Annotated in this window: 14 protein-coding genes; 13 read left to right on the top strand and 1 reads right to left on the bottom strand. The window is 69.9% G+C overall.

The genetic code is table 11. The features are described from left to right. Positions 1-5: 5 nt before the first annotated feature. Entirely contained in the window at positions 6-977 is a 972-nt protein-coding gene (locus ACIPC1_RS24180) for a 2-dehydropantoate 2-reductase (protein ID WP_402520204.1), read from the bottom strand. A 333-nt stretch (positions 978-1,310) separates the two neighbouring features. On the opposite strand from ACIPC1_RS24180, the gene ACIPC1_RS24175 reads away from it, so the two are divergent. The 13 genes from ACIPC1_RS24175 (at position 1,311) to ACIPC1_RS24115 (ending at position 17,720) form a co-directional block, all read left to right on the top strand. Beyond that, the gene (locus ACIPC1_RS24175; protein WP_402520202.1) at positions 1,311-2,633 is read left to right on the top strand and encodes an OFA family MFS transporter; all 1,323 of its coding nucleotides are present in this window, start codon (positions 1,311-1,313) and stop codon (positions 2,631-2,633) included. Continuing rightward, positions 2,611-2,760: a hypothetical protein gene (locus ACIPC1_RS24170; protein ID WP_402520199.1), complete on the top strand. Its 150-nt coding sequence runs from the start codon at positions 2,611-2,613 to the stop codon at positions 2,758-2,760. Before ACIPC1_RS24175 ends, ACIPC1_RS24170 begins: the two co-directional genes overlap by 23 nt. 139 nt (positions 2,761-2,899) lie before the next feature. After that, positions 2,900-3,838 (top strand): beta-ketoacyl-ACP synthase III, encoded by a 939-nt coding sequence (locus tag ACIPC1_RS24165; RefSeq protein ID WP_402520197.1) that lies wholly within the window; start codon positions 2,900-2,902, stop codon positions 3,836-3,838. A 135-nt stretch (positions 3,839-3,973) separates the two neighbouring features. Beyond that, the gene (locus ACIPC1_RS24160) at positions 3,974-4,648 is read left to right on the top strand and encodes a GntR family transcriptional regulator (RefSeq protein ID WP_384391901.1); all 675 of its coding nucleotides are present in this window, start codon (positions 3,974-3,976) and stop codon (positions 4,646-4,648) included. 298 nt (positions 4,649-4,946) lie between these two features. Beyond that, positions 4,947-6,128, top strand: coding sequence for an ROK family protein (locus ACIPC1_RS24155; RefSeq protein WP_384391948.1), 1,182 nt, complete (start codon positions 4,947-4,949; stop codon positions 6,126-6,128). Positions 6,129-6,259: 131 nt separating this feature from the next. Then, positions 6,260-7,777 (top strand): sugar ABC transporter ATP-binding protein, encoded by a 1,518-nt coding sequence (locus ACIPC1_RS24150; protein ID WP_402520195.1) that lies wholly within the window; start codon positions 6,260-6,262, stop codon positions 7,775-7,777. Continuing rightward, entirely contained in the window at positions 7,774-8,796 is a 1,023-nt protein-coding gene (locus ACIPC1_RS24145) for an ABC transporter permease (RefSeq protein ID WP_402520193.1), read from the top strand. Before ACIPC1_RS24150 ends, ACIPC1_RS24145 begins: the two co-directional genes overlap by 4 nt. A 17-nt stretch (positions 8,797-8,813) precedes the next feature. Then, positions 8,814-9,851, top strand: a complete 1,038-nt coding sequence (locus tag ACIPC1_RS24140; RefSeq protein ID WP_402520191.1) for a substrate-binding domain-containing protein — start codon at positions 8,814-8,816, stop codon at positions 9,849-9,851. 209 nt (positions 9,852-10,060) lie between these two features. Continuing rightward, positions 10,061-11,335, top strand: coding sequence for a Gfo/Idh/MocA family protein (locus ACIPC1_RS24135; protein ID WP_402520189.1), 1,275 nt, complete (start codon positions 10,061-10,063; stop codon positions 11,333-11,335). A gap of 2 nt (positions 11,336-11,337) precedes the next feature. Beyond that, positions 11,338-12,342 (top strand): sugar phosphate isomerase/epimerase family protein, encoded by a 1,005-nt coding sequence (locus ACIPC1_RS24130; protein WP_402520187.1) that lies wholly within the window; start codon positions 11,338-11,340, stop codon positions 12,340-12,342. Positions 12,343-12,490: 148 nt separating this feature from the next. Beyond that, positions 12,491-15,004, top strand: coding sequence for a PQQ-dependent sugar dehydrogenase (locus ACIPC1_RS24125; RefSeq protein ID WP_402520185.1), 2,514 nt, complete (start codon positions 12,491-12,493; stop codon positions 15,002-15,004). 15 nt (positions 15,005-15,019) lie between these two features. Further along, positions 15,020-16,417, top strand: coding sequence for a ThuA domain-containing protein (locus ACIPC1_RS24120; RefSeq protein WP_402520183.1), 1,398 nt, complete (start codon positions 15,020-15,022; stop codon positions 16,415-16,417). A 139-nt stretch (positions 16,418-16,556) separates the two neighbouring features. Continuing rightward, entirely contained in the window at positions 16,557-17,720 is a 1,164-nt protein-coding gene (locus ACIPC1_RS24115; RefSeq protein ID WP_402520181.1) for an inositol-3-phosphate synthase, read from the top strand. The last annotated feature ends 449 nt before the right edge of the window (positions 17,721-18,169 follow it).

Raw genomic sequence — 18,169 nt, 5'->3', positions numbered from 1 at the left:
TCTCCTCATGCGGCGGTCCGCAGCGCGAGCAGATCCGAGATGGCGTGGACGGTACGGAGTGTCGGCACCGGGACCCCGGTGATCTCCGCCAGCTCCACGACGGCCGCCAGCAGCACGTCGAGTTCGAGCGGTTTGCCGCGCTCCAGGTCCTGGAGCGTGGAGGTGCGGTGGTCGCCGACACGCTCCGCACCGGCCAGCCGCCGCTCGATGGAGATGCCCACCTTGCAGCCGAGGGCCTCGGCGACCGCGAGTGTCTCGGCCATCATGATCTCGATGACCTTGCGTGTGCCGCCGTGCAGGCACATCTGCCGCATCGTCGCCCGGGACAGCGCGCTGATCGGGTTGAAGGAGATGTTGCCGAGCAGCTTGAGCCAGATGTCGTTGCGCAGGTCCTGCTCGACCGGGCACTTGAGCCCGCCCTCCCGCATGGCCTCACTGAACGCCCGACAGCGCTCGGAGGTCGACCGGTCGGGCTCGCCGATGGAGAACCGGGTGCCCTCGAGGTGGCGGACAACTCCCGGCCCTTCCAGCTCTGTTGCGGCATATACCACGCATCCGATGGCCCGTTCGGGCGCGAGCACCGCACTGACCGCGCCGTCGGGGTCCACACTCTCGACACGGTGGCCGTCGTGCGGCCCGCCGTGCTGGTGGAAGTACCACCAGGGGATGCCGTTCTGAGCGGCGATAACCGCTGTCTTGTCGTGCAGCAGTGGCTCGATCAGCGGCCCGCACGCCGCATACGAGTTGGCTTTGAGACCCAGGAAGACGTAGTCGACCGGACCGATGTCGGCCGGGTCGTCGGTGGCGTGGGCACGCGCGGTGAAGTCACCGCGGGGGCTGAGCACGCGGACTCCGTGCTGCCTCATGGCCGCGAGATGCGGTCCACGGGCGACGAGGTGCACATCGGCGCCTGCGCGGTGCAGCGCGGCGCCGACGTAGGCGCCGATCGCACCGGCGCCCAGAACTGCGACTTTCACTGTGTGGCGCTCCGTTCGGTCGAGGGTACCGAGGAACTGCCGAACTCTGTCGACGAAATATTGTCTACAGGATGGAATGATGGGCGGCAAGGGCTGGGACGGCACGTGGGGGGCCGACAACGCTGCCTTTGCACGGCTTTTGCGCGGCTCCTCAGCCGTGTCGGGCCGGAGTTCGCGCGCACTTGGACCGATGGCGCGATCACGGTGGCGTGAACCTTTCGCCGGGCCCCGGTCGCCGTTCGTCGCGTCAGGGTTACCGCTCATCGCATACCGTCGGCGAGTTTCTGTCGCCCGGCTTCCCCAATGAGCAACCGCTTCCTATCGTTTGGGATCATGAGTCCCCCTGTCGCACCCCCCGGCTGGAGCCGCTGGCTCGTCCCGCCGGCGGCCCTGTCCGTCCACCTTTCCATCGGCCAGGCCTACGCCTGGAGCGTCTTCAAACCGCCGCTCGAATCCGCGCTCGGCCTCAGTGGTACCCAGAGCGCGCTGCCCTTCCAGCTCGGCATCGTCATGCTGGGCCTGTCCGCCGCGTTCGGCGGCACGCTCGTGGAGCGCAACGGGCCGCGCTGGGCGATGACCGTCGCCCTCGTCTGCTTCTCCTCCGGCTTCCTGATCGCCGCACTCGGCGCCGCCACCGAGCAGTACTGGCTGATCGTGTTCGGCTATGGATTCGTCGGTGGTATCGGCCTCGGCATCGGCTACATCTCGCCCGTCTCGACCCTGATCAAGTGGTTCCCGGACAGGCCCGGCATGGCCACCGGCATCGCGATCATGGGCTTCGGCGGCGGTGCGCTGATCGCCTCGCCGTGGTCCGCGCAGATGCTGGAGTCCTTCGGCTCCGACTCCTCCGGAATCGCGCTCGCCTTCCTGGTGCACGGGCTGACGTACGCCGTCTTCATGTCGCTCGGCGTGCTGCTGGTCCGCGTGCCGCGCTCCGAGAAGCCCGTCGCGGCCGGCCCCAGCTCTCTCGACGGAGTGCAGGTCTCGGCCCGGAGCGCCGTACGCACACCGCAGTTCTGGTGCCTGTGGGTGATCCTCTGCATGAACGTGACCGCGGGCATCGGCATCCTGGAGAAGGCCGCCCCGATGATCACGGACTTCTTCGCGGACACCTCCACACCGGTGTCCGTCTCGGCCGCCGCCGGATTCGTCGCGCTGCTCTCCGCGGCCAACATGGCGGGCCGGATCGGCTGGTCCTCGACCTCCGACCTGATCGGACGCAAGAACATCTACCGCGTCTATCTCGGCGTGGGCGCGCTGATGTACGGGACCATCGCCTGGTTCGGCGACTCGTCCAAGCCGCTCTTCATCCTCTGCGCGCTGGTGATCCTCTCCTTCTACGGCGGCGGCTTCGCGACCATCCCCGCCTATCTGAAGGACCTCTTCGGCACCTACCAGGTCGGCGCGATCCACGGCCGGCTGCTCACCGCCTGGTCCACGGCGGGTGTGCTCGGTCCGCTGATCGTGAACTGGATCGCCGACCGGCAGGAGGCGGCGGGCAAGTCCGGCTCCTCGCTCTACGGCCTGTCGTTCCTGATCATGATCGGCCTGCTCGCCGTCGGCTTCGTGGCCAACGAACTCGTACGACCCGTCCATGTCCGGCACCACATTCCCGCACCCGGGGAGGCCACCGATGTCCAGCAGCAGTCCGCCTGACGCGACCAGCGACAGCCCGCCCGACCGGCGTGCGCTGATCGCCTTTGCCTGGCTCTGGGTGGGTGCGCCGCTCGTCTACGGGGTGTACGAACTCGTACAGAAGGCGACTCAGCTGTTCACGGGATGACCGTTCGGGCGGACCGGAGGGCTGACAGAAGCCGACAACGCCGGCGCCGCAATCCTGTGGCATCACTTGCCGTCGTACCCATGGGTCACTGATCAGACTGGAGGATCCCGCTACCCAAGGCAACGAGGGGGACCCACCCATGAACGGCTCACGGATCGCCGCCGTCGGTCACTACCAGCCCGCCAAGGTACTCACCAATGAGGACCTGGCGGAACTGGTCGACACCAGCGACGAGTGGATCAGAAGCCGGGTGGGCATCCGCACACGGCACATCGCCGGGCCCGACGAGCCCGTCGACGAGCTGGCCGCGCACGCCGCCGCCAAGGCGCTCGCCGCAGCGGGCCTGACGCCGAGCGACATCGACCTGGTCCTGGTCGCCACCTCCACGGCCGTCGACCGCTCCCCGAACATGGCCGCCCGCGTCGCCAACCGGCTAGGCATCCCCTCGCCGGCCGCGATGGACATCAACGTCGTCTGCGCGGGCTTCACCCACGCGCTGGCCACCGCGGACCACACCGTACGCGCGGGCGCCGCGACCCGGGCACTGGTCATCGGCGCCGACAAGATGTCCGACGTGGCGGACTGGAGCGACCGTACGACCTGTGTGCTCGTCGGCGACGGGGCGGGGGCCGCCGTGGTCGAGGCGTCCGACGAACCGGGGATCGGCCCGGTGCTGTGGGGCTCGGTACCCGAGATGGGCAACGCGGTGCGCATCGAGGGGACGCCCTCGCGCTTCGCGCAGGAGGGGCAGAGCGTCTACCGCTGGGCGACGACCCAGCTCCCGGCCATCGCCCGCAAGGCCTGCGAACGCGCGGGACTCGCCCCCGAGGACCTCGCCGGGCTCGTCCTGCACCAGGCGAACCTGCGCATCATCGAGCCGCTGGCCGAGAAGATCGGCGCGGTCAACGCCGTCGTCGCACGTGATGTCGTCGAATCGGGGAACACGTCGGCGGCGAGTATTCCGCTTGCCTTCTCCAAGCTCGTGGAGCGCGGGGAGTTCTCCAAGGGGGACCCCGTCCTGCTGTTCGGCTTCGGTGGGAACCTGTCGTACGCCGGACAGGTCGTCCGTTGCCCGTGAACAGCTCCGTCATCATGGTGTGACTGGCCCAACTCCTGTGCCTGCTGGCCTTTGTGCGCCGTAGACTGTAGGCGAAAGACAATTCATAATTGCCTTTCGCAATGCAGCGACAACGCTGCCCAGGAGGGGACCGTGATGTTGTCGACAGGACTGCCGCAGGGAGCGGTGCCCAAGCTCGAACGGCCCGGCCCGTTGCGCGACCGTGTCTACGAAGCGCTGCTCGAACTCATCACCACCCGCGCCCTGGCGCCGGGCCAGCACCTCGTCGAGAGCGAACTCGCCGGGCACCTCGGGGTGTCCCGGCAGCCCGTGCGCGAGGCACTGCAGCGGCTCAGCACCGAGGGATGGGTCGATCTGCGGCCCGCCCAGGGTGCGTTCGTGCACGAGCCGACGGAGGAGGAGGCGGACCAGCTCCTGACGGTCCGTACGCTCCTGGAGGCCGAGGCCGCCCGGCTCGCCGCCGCCAACGCCGGTGCCGAGGCCATCACCATCCTCGAAGCGCTGTGCGCGGAGGGTGAGCGCGCGGTCGCCGCCGACGACGTGGACACCGCGGTCGCGACGAACGCCCGGCTCCACGCGACGGTCATGGAACTCGCGGGCAACACCGTCCTCGCCGAGCTGGCCGCACAGGTCGACCGGCGCGTCCGCTGGTACTACACGCCGATCGCCCGGCAGCGCGGCCGCCAGTCCTGGATCGAGCACCGTGAGCTGATAGCGGCGATAGCGGACCGTGACGAGCAGCGCGCCACGGCGGTCATGCGCACCCACACGGAGCACACCCGGAAGATGTACCACGAGCGGGAGAAGTAGTAGCTCCGGCCGCGTCCAGGGCACCAGAAAGTAGGTCCGTCCGCATCCAGGCCACCGGAAAGTAGCTCCGGCCGCGTCCAGGACGCCGGAAGTGCGGGTCACAGCCTCGGCTGTGGCCCGTTTTGCGTGCCCGCATACGCTTCTTTGTCCTGTCAGTGGAGAAAGTTGACGGCAATCTCTGCGTGACTTCTTCCCACCTCAGGCAGCCGCTGCTACGTTCCACTCGAAAGCAGGCCCGGTGAAGTGACCGGAACCGGTGGACGCAAGCCAGTTGAGGCGGGAGGGGCTCGTGAGACGTATGACGGCACGACCCGCCAACGCACACCAGGCGCGGCTGCTGCGGCTGTTGCGTGACGGCGGCCCCAACTCCCGTGCCCAGCTGGGTGATCAGGTCGACCTCTCGCGGTCGAAGCTGGCCGTCGAGGTGGACCGGCTCCTGGAGACCGGGCTCGTGGTCGCCGACGGACTCGCCGCCTCCCGAGGTGGCCGTCGCTCCCACAACATCCGGCTCGCACCAGCGCTGCGCTTCCTTGGCGTCGACATCGGCGCGACCTCGATCGACGTGGCCGTCACCAACGCCGAGCTGGAAGTCCTCGGGCATATCAACCAGCCCATGGACGTACGTGAGGGTCCGGTCGCGGTCTTCGAACAAGTCCTCGCCATGGCGGCCAAGTTGAGGGCCTCGGGGCTGGCGGAGGGGTTCGACGGCGCCGGAATCGGCGTACCGGGACCCGTCCGGTTCCCCGAGGGCATCCCCGTCGCCCCGCCGATCATGCCCGGCTGGGACGGATTCCCGGTCCGGGAGGCGCTCAGCCAGGATCTCGGCTGCCCGGTCATGGTCGACAACGACGTGAACCTGATGGCCATGGGAGAGCAGCACGCGGGCGTCGCACGCTCCGTGGGCGACTTCCTCTGCGTCAAGATCGGTACCGGTATCGGTTGCGGCATCGTCGTCGGCGGCGAGGTCTACCGCGGTACGACAGGAAGCGCGGGCGACATCGGGCATATCCAGGCCGTGCCCGACGGCCGCCCGTGCGCCTGCGGCAACCGGGGCTGCCTGGAAGCCCACTTCAGCGGCGCCGCGCTCGCCCGCGATGCCACGGACGCCGCCCAGCAGGGACTTTCGACGGACCTCGCGACCCGTCTTGAGGCGAACGGCAGCCTGAGCGCGATCGATGTCGCCGCCGCGGCCGCCGCGGGTGACGCCACCGCGCTCGACCTGATCCGCGAGGGCGGCAACCGTACCGGCCAGGTCATCGCCGGCCTTGTCAGCTTCTTCAATCCGGGCCTGGTGGTGATCGGCGGTGGGGTGACGGGTCTCGGCCACACCCTGCTCGCCGCGATCCGTACCCAGGTCTACCGCCAGTCGCTGCCCCTGGCGACCGGCAACCTCCCCATCGTGCTGGGAGAGTTGGGCCCCACCGCCGGAGTCATCGGCGGAGCCCGGCTCATCAGCGACCACCTGTTCTCACCCGCGTAAGGCCGCGGCCCGTTCGGCCGCGAGTCACCTCACCCGTACAGCGCCCTGCTCTGCTCTGCCCGAAACCCGCCGCCTGCTCCGCACGCGCACCGCCCTGCAACCGGCCCGCACGCCTGCCAAGGGGAACCGTCATGGCACCAGAACCACCGCTGCTCACCATGTCCGGCATCACCAAATCGTTCCCCGGAGTCCGGGCCCTCGACGGCGTCGACCTCGACGTCCAGGCCGGCGAGGTGCACTGTCTGCTCGGCCAGAACGGCGCCGGAAAATCCACGCTGATCAAGGTCCTGGCCGGCGCCCACCAGCCCGACGACGGCACCATCAGCTGGCGCGGCGACCACGTGACCCTGCGGTCTCCGATCGCCGCCATGCGCCTGGGCATCGCCACCATCTACCAGGAACTCGACCTGGTGGAGGGCCTGTCGGTGGCCGAGAACGTGCACCTCGGACATGAACCCACGGCCGCCGGTTTCGTCGTACGGGGAAAGGCGGCGAAGGAGTCGACCGCCGCTCTCCTCAAGCGACTTGGGCACTCCGAGATCGATCCGGCACGGCTCGTGGGTGAGCTGTCGGCCGCCCAGCAGCAGATCGTCTCCATGGCGCGGGCGCTCTCCCACGACGTACGGCTCATCGTCATGGACGAGCCGTCCGCGGCCCTCGACCCCGACGAGGTCGACAACCTCTTCCGCATCGTCGGGGACCTCACCGCGGACGGCGTCGCCGTCGTCTACATCTCGCACCGTCTGGAGGAGATCCGCCGCATCGGCGACCGCGTGACCGTACTGAAGGACGGGCGTGCGGTGGCGGGCGGGCTGCCCGCGAAGTCCACGCCGACGCGCGAGGTGGTGGCGCTGATGACGGGGCGCAATGTCGAGTACGTCTTCCCGGACCGGCCCACGACCCGGCCGCCAGGGGAACCCCTGCTCCGAGTCCAAGGCCTCGCCCGTGCGGGGGAGTTCGAACCCCTCGACCTCGACCTGCGCCCCGGCGAGATCGTCGGACTGGCCGGGCTCGTGGGCTCCGGACGCTCCGAGATCCTGGAGACGATCTACGGGGCGCGCAAGGCGACGCAAGGTCACGTCATCGTCGACGGGCGGGTGTTGCGACCCGGCAGTGTGCGCGCCGCCGTACGCGCCGGGCTAGGGCTCGCGCCCGAGGAACGCAAGGCGCAGGCCCTGCTGATGCTGGAGTCCGTCACCCGCAACGTGTCGGTGTCGTCCATGTCCCGCTTCTCACGCGGCGGTTGGATCGACCGCGGCGCCGAACGCGGCGCGGCACGGGCGGCGACCCGCGAGCTGTCCCTGCGCCCCGACAACCCGTCCGTCCCGATCCGGACGCTGTCCGGCGGCAACCAGCAGAAGGCGGTCCTCGCGCGCTGGCTGCTGCGCGGTTGCCGGGTGTTGCTGCTCGACGAGCCGACCCGAGGCGTTGACGTCGGTGCCCGCGCCGAGCTCTACGCCGTCATCCGGCGGCTGGCCGACGAGGGCCTCGCCGTTCTGCTGGTCTCCAGCGAAGTACCCGAAGTGCTCGGCCTCGCCGACCGGGTGCTCGTCCTGCGTGAGGGGAGGGTCGTCCACACGGCCCCGGCCCGGGAGCTCGACGAACACCGCGTCCTCGACCTCGTCATGGAAGGAACGTCAACGTCATGACGCAGCCAGCGTCACCTCCCAGGCCCGGTGACACCCGCAAGGTCTCGCCGGTGGACCGGACCAGCCCGTGGCGGACGGTCGCGGCCCGCGCCGACGTCCGTACGCTCTCCCTCCTCGGGGTCCTTGCCGCCCTGATCATCATCGGCGGCATCACCAAACCCGACGAGTTCCTCGACACCCGCAACCTCCAACTCGTCCTCACCCAGGCCTCGGTGATCGGCGTCGTCACCGTCGGCATGACCTTCGTCATCACCTCGGGCGGCATCGACCTGTCGGTCGGCGCGATCGTCGCCCTCTCCTCGGTGTGGGCGACGACGGTCGCCACCCAGGACTTCGGCTTCGCGGGCGTCCTCTTCACGGCCGTGCTCGTCGGCGTCGGCTGCGGTCTGGTCAACGGACTCCTCATCGCCTACGGCGCGATGGTGCCGTTCATCGCGACGCTGGCGATGCTCGCCTCGGCCCGCGGACTGGCACTCCAGATCACCGACGGAAAGACCCAGATCGTCAGCATCGACAGCATCCTGAAGCTCGGCGAGCGCGACTCGTACGTGCTCGGCATACCGCCGCTCGTCATGGTTTTCGCCGTCGTCACGATCATCGGCTGGCTGCTGCTCAACCGCACCACCTTCGGCCGCCGCACGGTCGCGGTCGGCGGCAACGCGGAGGCGGCCCGGCTCGCGGGCATCGACGTACGACGGCAGCGGCTGTACCTGTATCTGCTCTCCGGACTGTGCTGCGGCATCGCCGCTTTCCTGCTGATCATCCTGTCCGGCTCGGGCCAGAACACCAACGGAAACCTCTACGAACTCGACGCCATCGCGGCCGCGATCATCGGCGGCACGCTGCTCAGCGGGGGCCGCGGCACCATCGTCGGCTCGGTGCTGGGCGTCCTGATCTTCACCACGATCACCAACATCTTCGCGCTCAACAACCTGCAGAGCGACGTCCAGCAGATCGCCAAGGGCGCGATCATCGTGGCCGCCGTGCTCGTCCAGCGCCGTACCGCAAGCACGACTTGAGGGAAGGGTCCACCGCCATGCCAGAGCTCACGAGCCGCAGGGGACTGCTCTTCGGGACCGCCGCCGTCGGGGCCGGTGTCCTGCTCGCCGGGTGCACCAGCAACGAGTCCGGCGACGACCCCGCGGCGAACGACCAGCCGGCCGCCTCCGACACCCCCGGCAAAGAGGTGACGATCGGTTTCGCCGGGCCACAGGCCGACCACGGCTGGCTCAACGCGATCAACGACAACGCCAAGAACCGCGCCAAGAAGTACTCGGACGTGACGCTGGAGATCACCGAGGGCTCCAACGACACCGCGGCGCAGATCGGCCAGATCCAGACCCTCATCAACAAGAAGGTCGACGTCCTGGTCATCCTGCCCGCCGACGGCAAGGCGCTCACCCAGGTGGGTCTACAGGCCATGCGTGCGGGGATCCCGGTCGTCAACCTCGACCGGATCTTCAACTCCCCACAGGCGTACCGCTGTTGGATAGGCGGCGACAATTACGGCATGGGCCTCAACGCCGGCAACTACATCGGCGAGAAGCTCAAGGACAAGCAGGGCGCCAAGGTCATCGAACTCGCCGGGCTCGACAACCTGGAGCTCACCCAGCAGCGCACCCAGGGCTTCGACGCGGCCCTGAAGAACTACCCGAACATCAAGAAGGTCGCCCGGCAGGCCGCCGAGTTCACCGTCGAGTCGGGGCAGGCGAAGATGGCCCAACTCCTACAGGCCCAGTCGGACTTCGACGCGCTGTGGAACCACGACGACGACCAGGGAGTCGGCGCCCTGCGCGCCATCGAGCAGGCCGGCCGGGACGACTTCCTGATGGTCGGCGGCGCCGGTGCGCTCTCCGCCATGCAGGCCATCGAGGCGGACGACGGCGTCCTCAAGGCCACCGTCCTCTACCCGCCGACCATGGCCGCCTCCGCCATCGACCTCGCCCGCGCGCTCGGCCAGAGCAAGGGCATCGGCGGCCTCTCCGAGTTCGAGATCCCCGCCTCACTGACCCTCTACTCGGCCGTCGTCGACAAGGAGAACGTCGGCCAGTACATGGCCACCGGCTTCAAGTGAGGCGGCCGGCCGGCAGGCAGGGGCCCGGGCCACGGATCAGGCTGTCGAGGCCCGGCCCACGGATCAGGCCCCAGGGGACTGGCCGGCGGATCATGCCGGAGGCGCGGGGTCTGGGCCTGTGAGACGCCGTCGAGACCCTCCGGCCTGATCCGCCGACCGTCGGACAGCCCTACCCCCCACCGTGTCACGACCACGAGGAGGACATCCGCATGGGACAGCCGCACCAGGGCGACGAGGCCGAGGCAACCGCCGGGGCGCCGGTGGACGCCGAAGCCGCGAAGCCGCCATTGGGCGTGGGCATGGTCGGATACGCCTTCATGGGCGCCGCCCACTCACAGGGCTGGCGCACCGTGGGCCACGCCTTCGACCTGCCGCGCCGACCGGTCCTCGCCGCCGTCTGCGGCCGTGACGGCGAAGCCGTCCGGGCCATGGCGGACCGGCAGGGCTGGGCGGCGGCCGAGACCGACTGGCGTGCCCTGATCGCCCGGGACGACGTCGACCTCGTCGACATCTGCAGCCCCGGCGACACCCACGCCGAGATCGCCATCGCCGCCCTGGAGGCCGGCAAGCACGTGCTGTGCGAGAAGCCTCTCGCGAACACGGTCGCCGAGGCGGAGGCGATGACGGAGGCCGCCGAAGCGGCCGAGCGGCGCGGGCAGTTGGCCATGGTCGGCTTCAACTACCGCCGGTTGCCCGCGACGACGTTCGCCCGCTCGATCGTCGCCGAGGGGCGGCTGGGCGCCCTGCGGCACGTGCGGGTGGTGTACCTCCAGGACTGGCTGGTGGACCCGGAGTTCCCGCTCACCTGGCGACTCCGCAAGGAAATCGCGGGCTCCGGCGCGCTCGGGGATCTGGGCGCGCACATCATCGACCTCGCGCAGTATCTGGCGGGGGAGCCGGTCGTCGGGGTCTCCGCGCTCACCGAGACGTTCGTACGGGAGCGGCCGCTGCCCGGCGGGACGACGAGCGGCCTGTCGGCGGCCTCGGAAGCCGGCGGCGGCCTCGGCACGGTCACCGTCGACGACGCCGCCCTCTTCACCGGCCGCTTCGCCTCCGGCGCCCTCGCCTCCTTCGAGGCCACCCGGTTCGCGACCGGCCGCAAGAACGCGCTGCGCATCGAACTCAACGGCGAGCACGGCTCGTTGGCCTTCGACCTGGAACGCCTCAACGAACTCTCCTACCACGACCACACCGAACCCGGCACACACGCGGGCTTCCGCCGCATCCTCGTCACCGAACCCGACCACCCCTACCTGGACGCCTGGTGGCCGCCGGGCCACGGCCTCGGCTACGAGCACAGTTTCGTGCACCAGGCCCGCGATCTGGTGCAGGCCATCGCGGCCGGACACCGTCCCGTGCCGTCCTTCGCCGACGGGCTGCAGGTGCAGCGCGTGCTGGCGGCGGTGGAGGAGAGCGCCGAGAAGAACTCCGTCTACACACCGATAACCGTCCATACGCCCATAGCGGTTCGAGGAGGCCTTTAACCATGCCGCGTACCTTCACACTCTTCACCGGCCAGTGGGCCGACCTGCCCCTCGAAGAAGTCTGCCGTCTCGCCCGCGACTTCGGCTACGACGGACTCGAACTCGCCTGCTGGGGCGACCACTTCGAGGTCGACAAGGCGCTCGCCGACCCGTCCTACCTCGACTCCCGGCGCGCACTCCTGGACAAGTACGGCCTCAAGTGCTGGGCGATCTCCAACCACCTGGTCGGCCAGGCCGTGTGCGACGCCATCATCGACGAACGCCACAAGGGCATCCTGCCCGCACGCATCTGGGGCGACGGCGAGGGCGAGGGCGTACGGCAGCGGGCCGCCGCCGAGATCGCCGACACCGCCCGTGCGGCGGCCGCCTTCGGCGTCGACACGGTCATCGGCTTCACCGGTTCCGCCATCTGGCACCTGGTCGCGATGTTCCCGCCCGCGCCCGAGTCGATGATCGAGCGCGGATACGAGGACTTCGCCGAACGCTGGAACCCGATCCTGGACGTCTTCGACGCGCAGGGCGTGCGGTTCGCGCACGAGGTCCACCCGAGCGAGATCGCGTACGACTACTGGACAACTCACAAGGCACTGGAGGCGGTTGGCCACCGTCCCGCCTTCGGCCTCAACTTCGACCCCTCGCACTTCGTGTGGCAGGACCTCGACCCGGTCGGTTTCCTCTACGACTTCCGCGACCGGATCTACCACGTCGACTGCAAGGAGGCCCGCAAGCGGCTCGACGGCCGCAACGGCCGCCTCGGCTCGCACCTGCCCTGGGGCGACCCGCGGCGTGGCTGGGACTTCGTCTCCGCGGGCCACGGCGATGTCCCCTGGGAGGACGTGTTCCGCATGCTGCGCTCCATCGACTACACGGGTCCCATCTCCGTGGAGTGGGAGGACGCCGGGATGGACCGGCTACAGGGCGCACCGGAGGCCCTGACCCGCCTCAAGGCCTACGACTTCGAGCCGCCGTCGGCTTCGTTCGACGCGGCGTTCGGAGGCAACGACTAGGCCGCACAGCCCAGTTCACCTCGCGCGGTCTTCACGTCGCGCGGTTCACATCGCACATCTCTCAAGGTTCCGGGGTGACGGCGCACCCCGGCGTATCGCCGCACCGCGGCACCCGCCCGTACGACCAGCCCCTTCATGGAGGCATTTCGTGCACCCGTACGCCAGTAAGGCCAGTAACAGGAAGAACAGAAGGCACACCAGACGTCCGAGACTTCGTGGCGCACTCGCCCTGCTGAGCGGCGCGATCCTGGCGGCCGCGTCTCTCACCCTCACCTCGCCCTCGGCCGGCGCAGCCGTCGCCGGCCCCACCGAAGTCGCCGCCGCTGCCGAGGACTTCCAGCAGGTCACCCTCGCCAAGGGGGAGCCCGAGGTCGGCGAGCCGATGTCGCTGGCGGTGCTCCCGGACCGCTCGGTCCTGCACACCTCGCGCGACGGCGAACTGCGACTCACCGACAGCGCGGGCAACACGAAACTCGCGGGCAAGATCGACGTGTACTCGCACGACGAGGAGGGCCTACAGGGCGTCGGCCTCGACCCCGGGTTCGCGCAGAACCGATTCCTCTACCTCTACTACGCGCCCCCGCTGAACACCCCGGCGGGCGACGCCCCCGAGACCGGCACGGCCGCCGACTTCGCACCCTTCGACGGCGTGAACCGCCTCTCGCGGTTCGTCCTGAACGCAGACGGCACCCTGAACAACGCGAGTGAGACGAAGATCCTCGACGTCCAGGCCTCCCGGGGCATCTGCTGCCACGTCGGCGGCGACATCGACTTCGACGCGGCCGGCAACCTCTACCTGTCGACCGGCGACGACTCCAACCCCTTCCAGTCGCAGGGCTTCACGCCCATCGACGAGCGCGCCGACCGCAACCCGGCCTTCGACGCCCAGCGTTCCGCCGGCAACACCAACGACCTGCGCGGCAAGATCCTTCGCATCAAGGTGAACGCCGACGGCTCGTACGCCATCCCGGACGGTAACCTCTTCGCCCCCGGCACCGACAGGACACGCCCCGAGATCTACGCGATGGGCTTCCGCAACCCGTTCCGCTTCAGCGTCGACAAGGCGACGGGCATCCTGTACGTCGGTGAGTACGGCCCGGACGCCGGTGCCGCCGACCCGACGCGCGGCCCCGCAGGACAGGTCGAGTTCGCCCGCGTCACCGCCCCCGGAAACTTCGGCTGGCCGTACTGCACCGGTGACAACGACGCCTACGTGGACTACGACTTCGCCACCGGCACCTCGGGCGCGGCCTTCGACTGCGCCGCCCCCAAGAACACCTCGCCCCACAACACCGGTCTCACCGACCTGCCCCCGGCCCAGGCCGCCTGGATCCCCTACGACGGCGCGTCCGTCCCGGAGTTCGGCAGCGGCTCGGAGTCCCCGATGGGCGGCCCGGTCTACCACTACGACGCCTCGCTCGACTCGCCGGTGAAGTTCCCGGAGGCCTACGACGGCGACTTCTTCGCGGGCGAGTTCGGCCGCCGCTGGATCAAGCGGATCGAATCGGACGCGAGCGGCGCCGTGCAGTCCATCAACGACATCCCCTGGACGGGCACCCAGGTGATGGACATGGCGTTCGGACCTGACGGAGCGCTGTACGTCCTCGACTACGGCACCGCCTGGTTCGGCGGCGACGAGCACTCGGGCCTCTACCGGATCGAGAACGCCACCGACGGGCACTCCCCGGTCGCGCAGGCCACCGCCGACCGCACCTCGGGACAGGCGAAGCTGAAGGTGACCTTCTCCTCGGCCGGTTCGACCGACGCGGACGGCGACGCCCTCACGTACAGCTGGGACTTCGGCGACGGCGGCACCTCGACCGCGGCGAACCCGACGTACAAATACAAGACCAACGGCACCTACACGGCGACTCTGACCGCCAAGGACCCGGACGGCCGGACGGGAAGTTCGAGCGTGCAGATCGTGGTCGGCAACACCGCGCCCACGGTGACACTCCAACTGCCGCAGGACGGACAGCTGTTCAACTTCGGCGACTCCGTTCCGTTCAAGGTGAAGGTCACCGACCCGGAGGACGGCAGGGCGATCGACTGCGCCAAGGTGAAGGTCAACTTCATCCTCGGCCACGACAGTCACGGCCATGTGTTGACCTCGGCCAACGGCTGCACCGGCACCATCGCGACCGGCGCGGGCGACGGCCACGACGACGATGCCAATATCTTCGGGGTCTTCGACGCCGAGTACACCGACGCCGGTGGCGGCGGCCAGGCTCCGCTGACCAGCCACGACCAGCATGTCGTCCAGCCCAAGCACCGCCAGGCCGAGCACTTCGGCACGTCCTCGGGGGTGACGGTCTACTCGAAGTCCACCGCCCACGGCGGCGAGGTCGTCGGGGACGTCGACAACGGCGACTGGATCTCGTTCACGCCGTACGTGCTCAGCAACGCCCAGAAGATCACGGCGCGGGTCGCGTCGGCCGGCGCGGGCGGCACCCTCGAAGTCCGCGCGGGCTCTCCGACCGGCCGGCTGCTGGGCAAGGCCACCGTGCCGGTGACCGGCGGCTGGGACACCTTCCAGGACGTCAGCGCCGACCTGTCCCGCGCACCACGCGGCACGACCTCGCTCTACCTCGTCTTCAAGGGGAGCAGCGGAAACGGCGCGCTGTACGACCTGGACGACTTCACCTTCACGACGAGCGGCTGAAGAGGTGTTGCTGTGATGCGCGCACCAGCGCGAGTGATGACGTCCGCCGCGGCGGCTGCCGTGCTCATCGGCTGCGTGTCGGGACCGGCCGCGTCGAAGGGAGCCGATGAGACACGGGTCCTGGTCTTCTCCAAGACCGCCGGCTTCCGGCACGACTCGATACCCGAAGGGATAGCGGCCGTAAGGGAGTTGGGCGCGACTGACGGCTTCTCCGTCGACGCGACCGAGGACGCCGGAGCCTTCACCTCCCGCAACCTCGCCCGCTATGACGCCGTCGTCTTCCTCTCCACCACGGGCGACGTCCTCGACGACGCCCAACAGGGCGCCTTCGAGCGGTACATCAAGCGGGGCGGCGGCTATGTGGGTGTCCACGCTGCCGCCGACACCGAGTACGACTGGGCCTTCTACGGCGGTCTCGCCGGGGCGTACTTCCAGTCGCACCCGGCGATCCAGCCCGCGACGGTCGACGTCGAGGACCGGGCACACCCGGCGACCTCGGAACTGGCGCGAGCGTGGAACCGTACCGACGAGTGGTACAACTACCGCTCCAACCCACGGGAACACGCTCACGTCCTGGCCTCGCTCGACGAGTCCTCGTACACCGGCGGCACGATGAGCGGCGACCATCCGATCGCCTGGTGCCAGGAGTACCAGGGCGGCCGCGCCTTCTACACCGGGGCCGGCCACACCAAGGAGTCGTACGCCGAACCCGCCCTCCGTCAGCACCTGTTGGGCGGAATCCGGTACGCCGTCGGCGACGCCCAGGCCGACTGCCGCCCGGAGAACGGCTACCGGCCGCTGTTCGACGGCACCGCCGAGTCGCTGTCGGCCTGGCAGCAGGCGGGGCCGGGCTCGTTCTCGCTGAGCGAGGACGGCACGCTGACATCGAGCGGCGGGCTGGGGATGCTCTGGTACGCGGGTGCTCCTTCCGCGGGTTCCGGTCCCGTCTTCGGTGCCGGTTCCGATGCCGGTTCCGGCTTCGGTCCCGGCTTTGGTTCGTACTCGCTGAAGCTGGACTGGAAGGTGTCCGGCGACGACAACTCCGGTGTCTTCGTGGGCTTTCCGGCCTCCGACGACCCGTGGTCGGCCGTGAACAACGGCTATGAGGTCCAGATCGATGCCACGGACGTGCCCGAGAAGACCACGGGATCCGTGTACGGCTTCCAGTCCGCCGAGCTCAAGAAGCGCGACCGCGCGCTGAACCCGCCCGGCGAGTGGAACACGTACGAGATCCGCGTGGAGGGCGAACGGCTCCGCGTCTGGCTCAACGGCGTGCGGATCAACGACTTCACCAACACCGATCCGGCCCGGAGCCTGCGCGACGGGCACGTCGGGATCCAGAACCACGGATCCGACGACGAGGTGTCCTTCCGCGACATCCGGATCAAGGAACTGCCCGTGAAGGGCAACTGAGCGGCGGCGGGCGGGACACGCCGTACTCCCGCCCGCCGTCTCGACCCTTCTCCACTCCTGCTCCCGCTCCTGCTTCTGCTTCTGCTCCTGTGCTCCTTCTCCTGTTCTCCGTGGTTGACGTACGACAAGGAGGCTGCCCATGTCCGGGTCCCTTTCCGAACCCAGGGTCCTTTCGGAACCCCGGGTGGGGGTGTGGCTGATCGGAGCACGCGGCTCCGTCGCCACCACCGTCGTCGCGGGTTGCGCGGCTGTCACCGGGGGCCTGCACGCCCCGACGGGCATGGTCACCGAGACCGGCCTGTTCGCCGCCTGCGACCTGCCCTCGTTGTCCTCTCTTGTCTTCGGCGGTCACGACACGGTCGACTGCCCGCTGCCCAAGCGTGCGGAGGCGCTGGCCGCCGGGGGCGTCCTGCCGTACGGCCTCCCGTCGGCGGTGCGGGCCGAACTGGCCGCCGCCGACCGGGAGATCCGCCCCGGCGGCCCCGGCCCCGGCGACACCCGGGAACCCGCCGAGCTCATCGAGGCCTTCGCCGCGGACATGCGGGATTTCGTACGGCGATGTGGCCTGGCCCGGGCGGTCGTGGTGAACGTGGCCTCCACGGAGCCCGCGCCCACCGGTGACGCACTGCCGCCGAGTTCCCTGTATGCGGCCGCTGCCCTGCGCGCCGGCTGCCCCTATGTGAACTTCACCCCCTCCACGGGCCTGCACCACCCGGCGCTGGCATCCCGGGCCGAGGCCGGCGGCCTGCCCTACGCGGGCCGCGACGGCAAGACCGGCCAGACCCTGCTCCGCTCCGTGCTGGGCCCGATGTTCGCCCAGCGCGCCCTGACGGTGCGGGCCTGGTCCGGCACGAACCTCCTCGGCGGGGGCGACGGCGCCTCCCTCGCCGACCCGGCCGCCGCCGCGGCCAAGAACGCCGGCAAGGAGCGGGTGCTGGCCGACACGCTGGGCGCCGCCCCGCAGGGCGAGGTCCACATCGACGACGTGCCCGCCCTCGGCGACTGGAAGACCGCCTGGGACCACATCGCCTTCGACGGCTTCCTCGGCACCCGCATGATCCTCCAGACCACCTGGCAGGGCTGCGACTCCGCCCTCGCCGCCCCACTGATCCTCGACCTCGCCCGGATCGTCTCCCGCGCCCACGACATCGGCCTCTCCGGCCCGTTGAGCGAGCTGGCCTTCTACTTCAAGGATCCGGTGGGGGTGGCGCCCGCGGGGCTGGGGGAGCAGTACGCGGCGCTGGCCCGCCTGGCGGGACGGCTGGCGGGGCCGCTGGGCGAATCCTCGGGGGAGGCGCTGTGAGGGGGCGGGTGGTGCGGTGGCTGGGGTTGTTGGGGGCGGGTGAGGTGCGCGGGGCGGGCGGGTCGCCCACGTCCGGTGCGCGGCTCGGGTCTGGAGAGGTACGCGGGACGGGTGGGTCGTCGCCCGGGTCCGGTGCACCGCTCGGGCCGGGTGGTTCGGCTTTGAGGTTGGCGTCGGGTGGTGTGGCGTTGGTGTTCGCGTTCGCGGCGGGCGGGCCGTTGAGGATCGGTGCTTCGGGTGCTTCCGATCCCTCGGGTGCCTTGGGTAAGTCGGGCGCGCCGCGAAGGCGCCGGACGGGGGGTGCCGGAACGTCGGCGCGAGCCGGTGCCGGTGCCGGTACAGGTGCGAGTGCCGGTGCCGACGACGGTCGCGACGTCAGTGCCGAGGCCAGGGATGGTGCCGGGGCCGGGGCCGGGGCCGGGGCCAGTGGCGACACCGGTGCTGACGCC

It is taken from the genome of Streptomyces sp. NPDC087263, from assembly GCF_044744645.1.
In the GTDB taxonomy this organism is placed as follows: Bacteria; Actinomycetota; Actinomycetes; order Streptomycetales; family Streptomycetaceae; genus Streptomyces.
The sequence above is the reverse complement of the archived record's forward strand: the minus strand, read 5'-3'. Positions and strand labels throughout refer to the sequence as shown.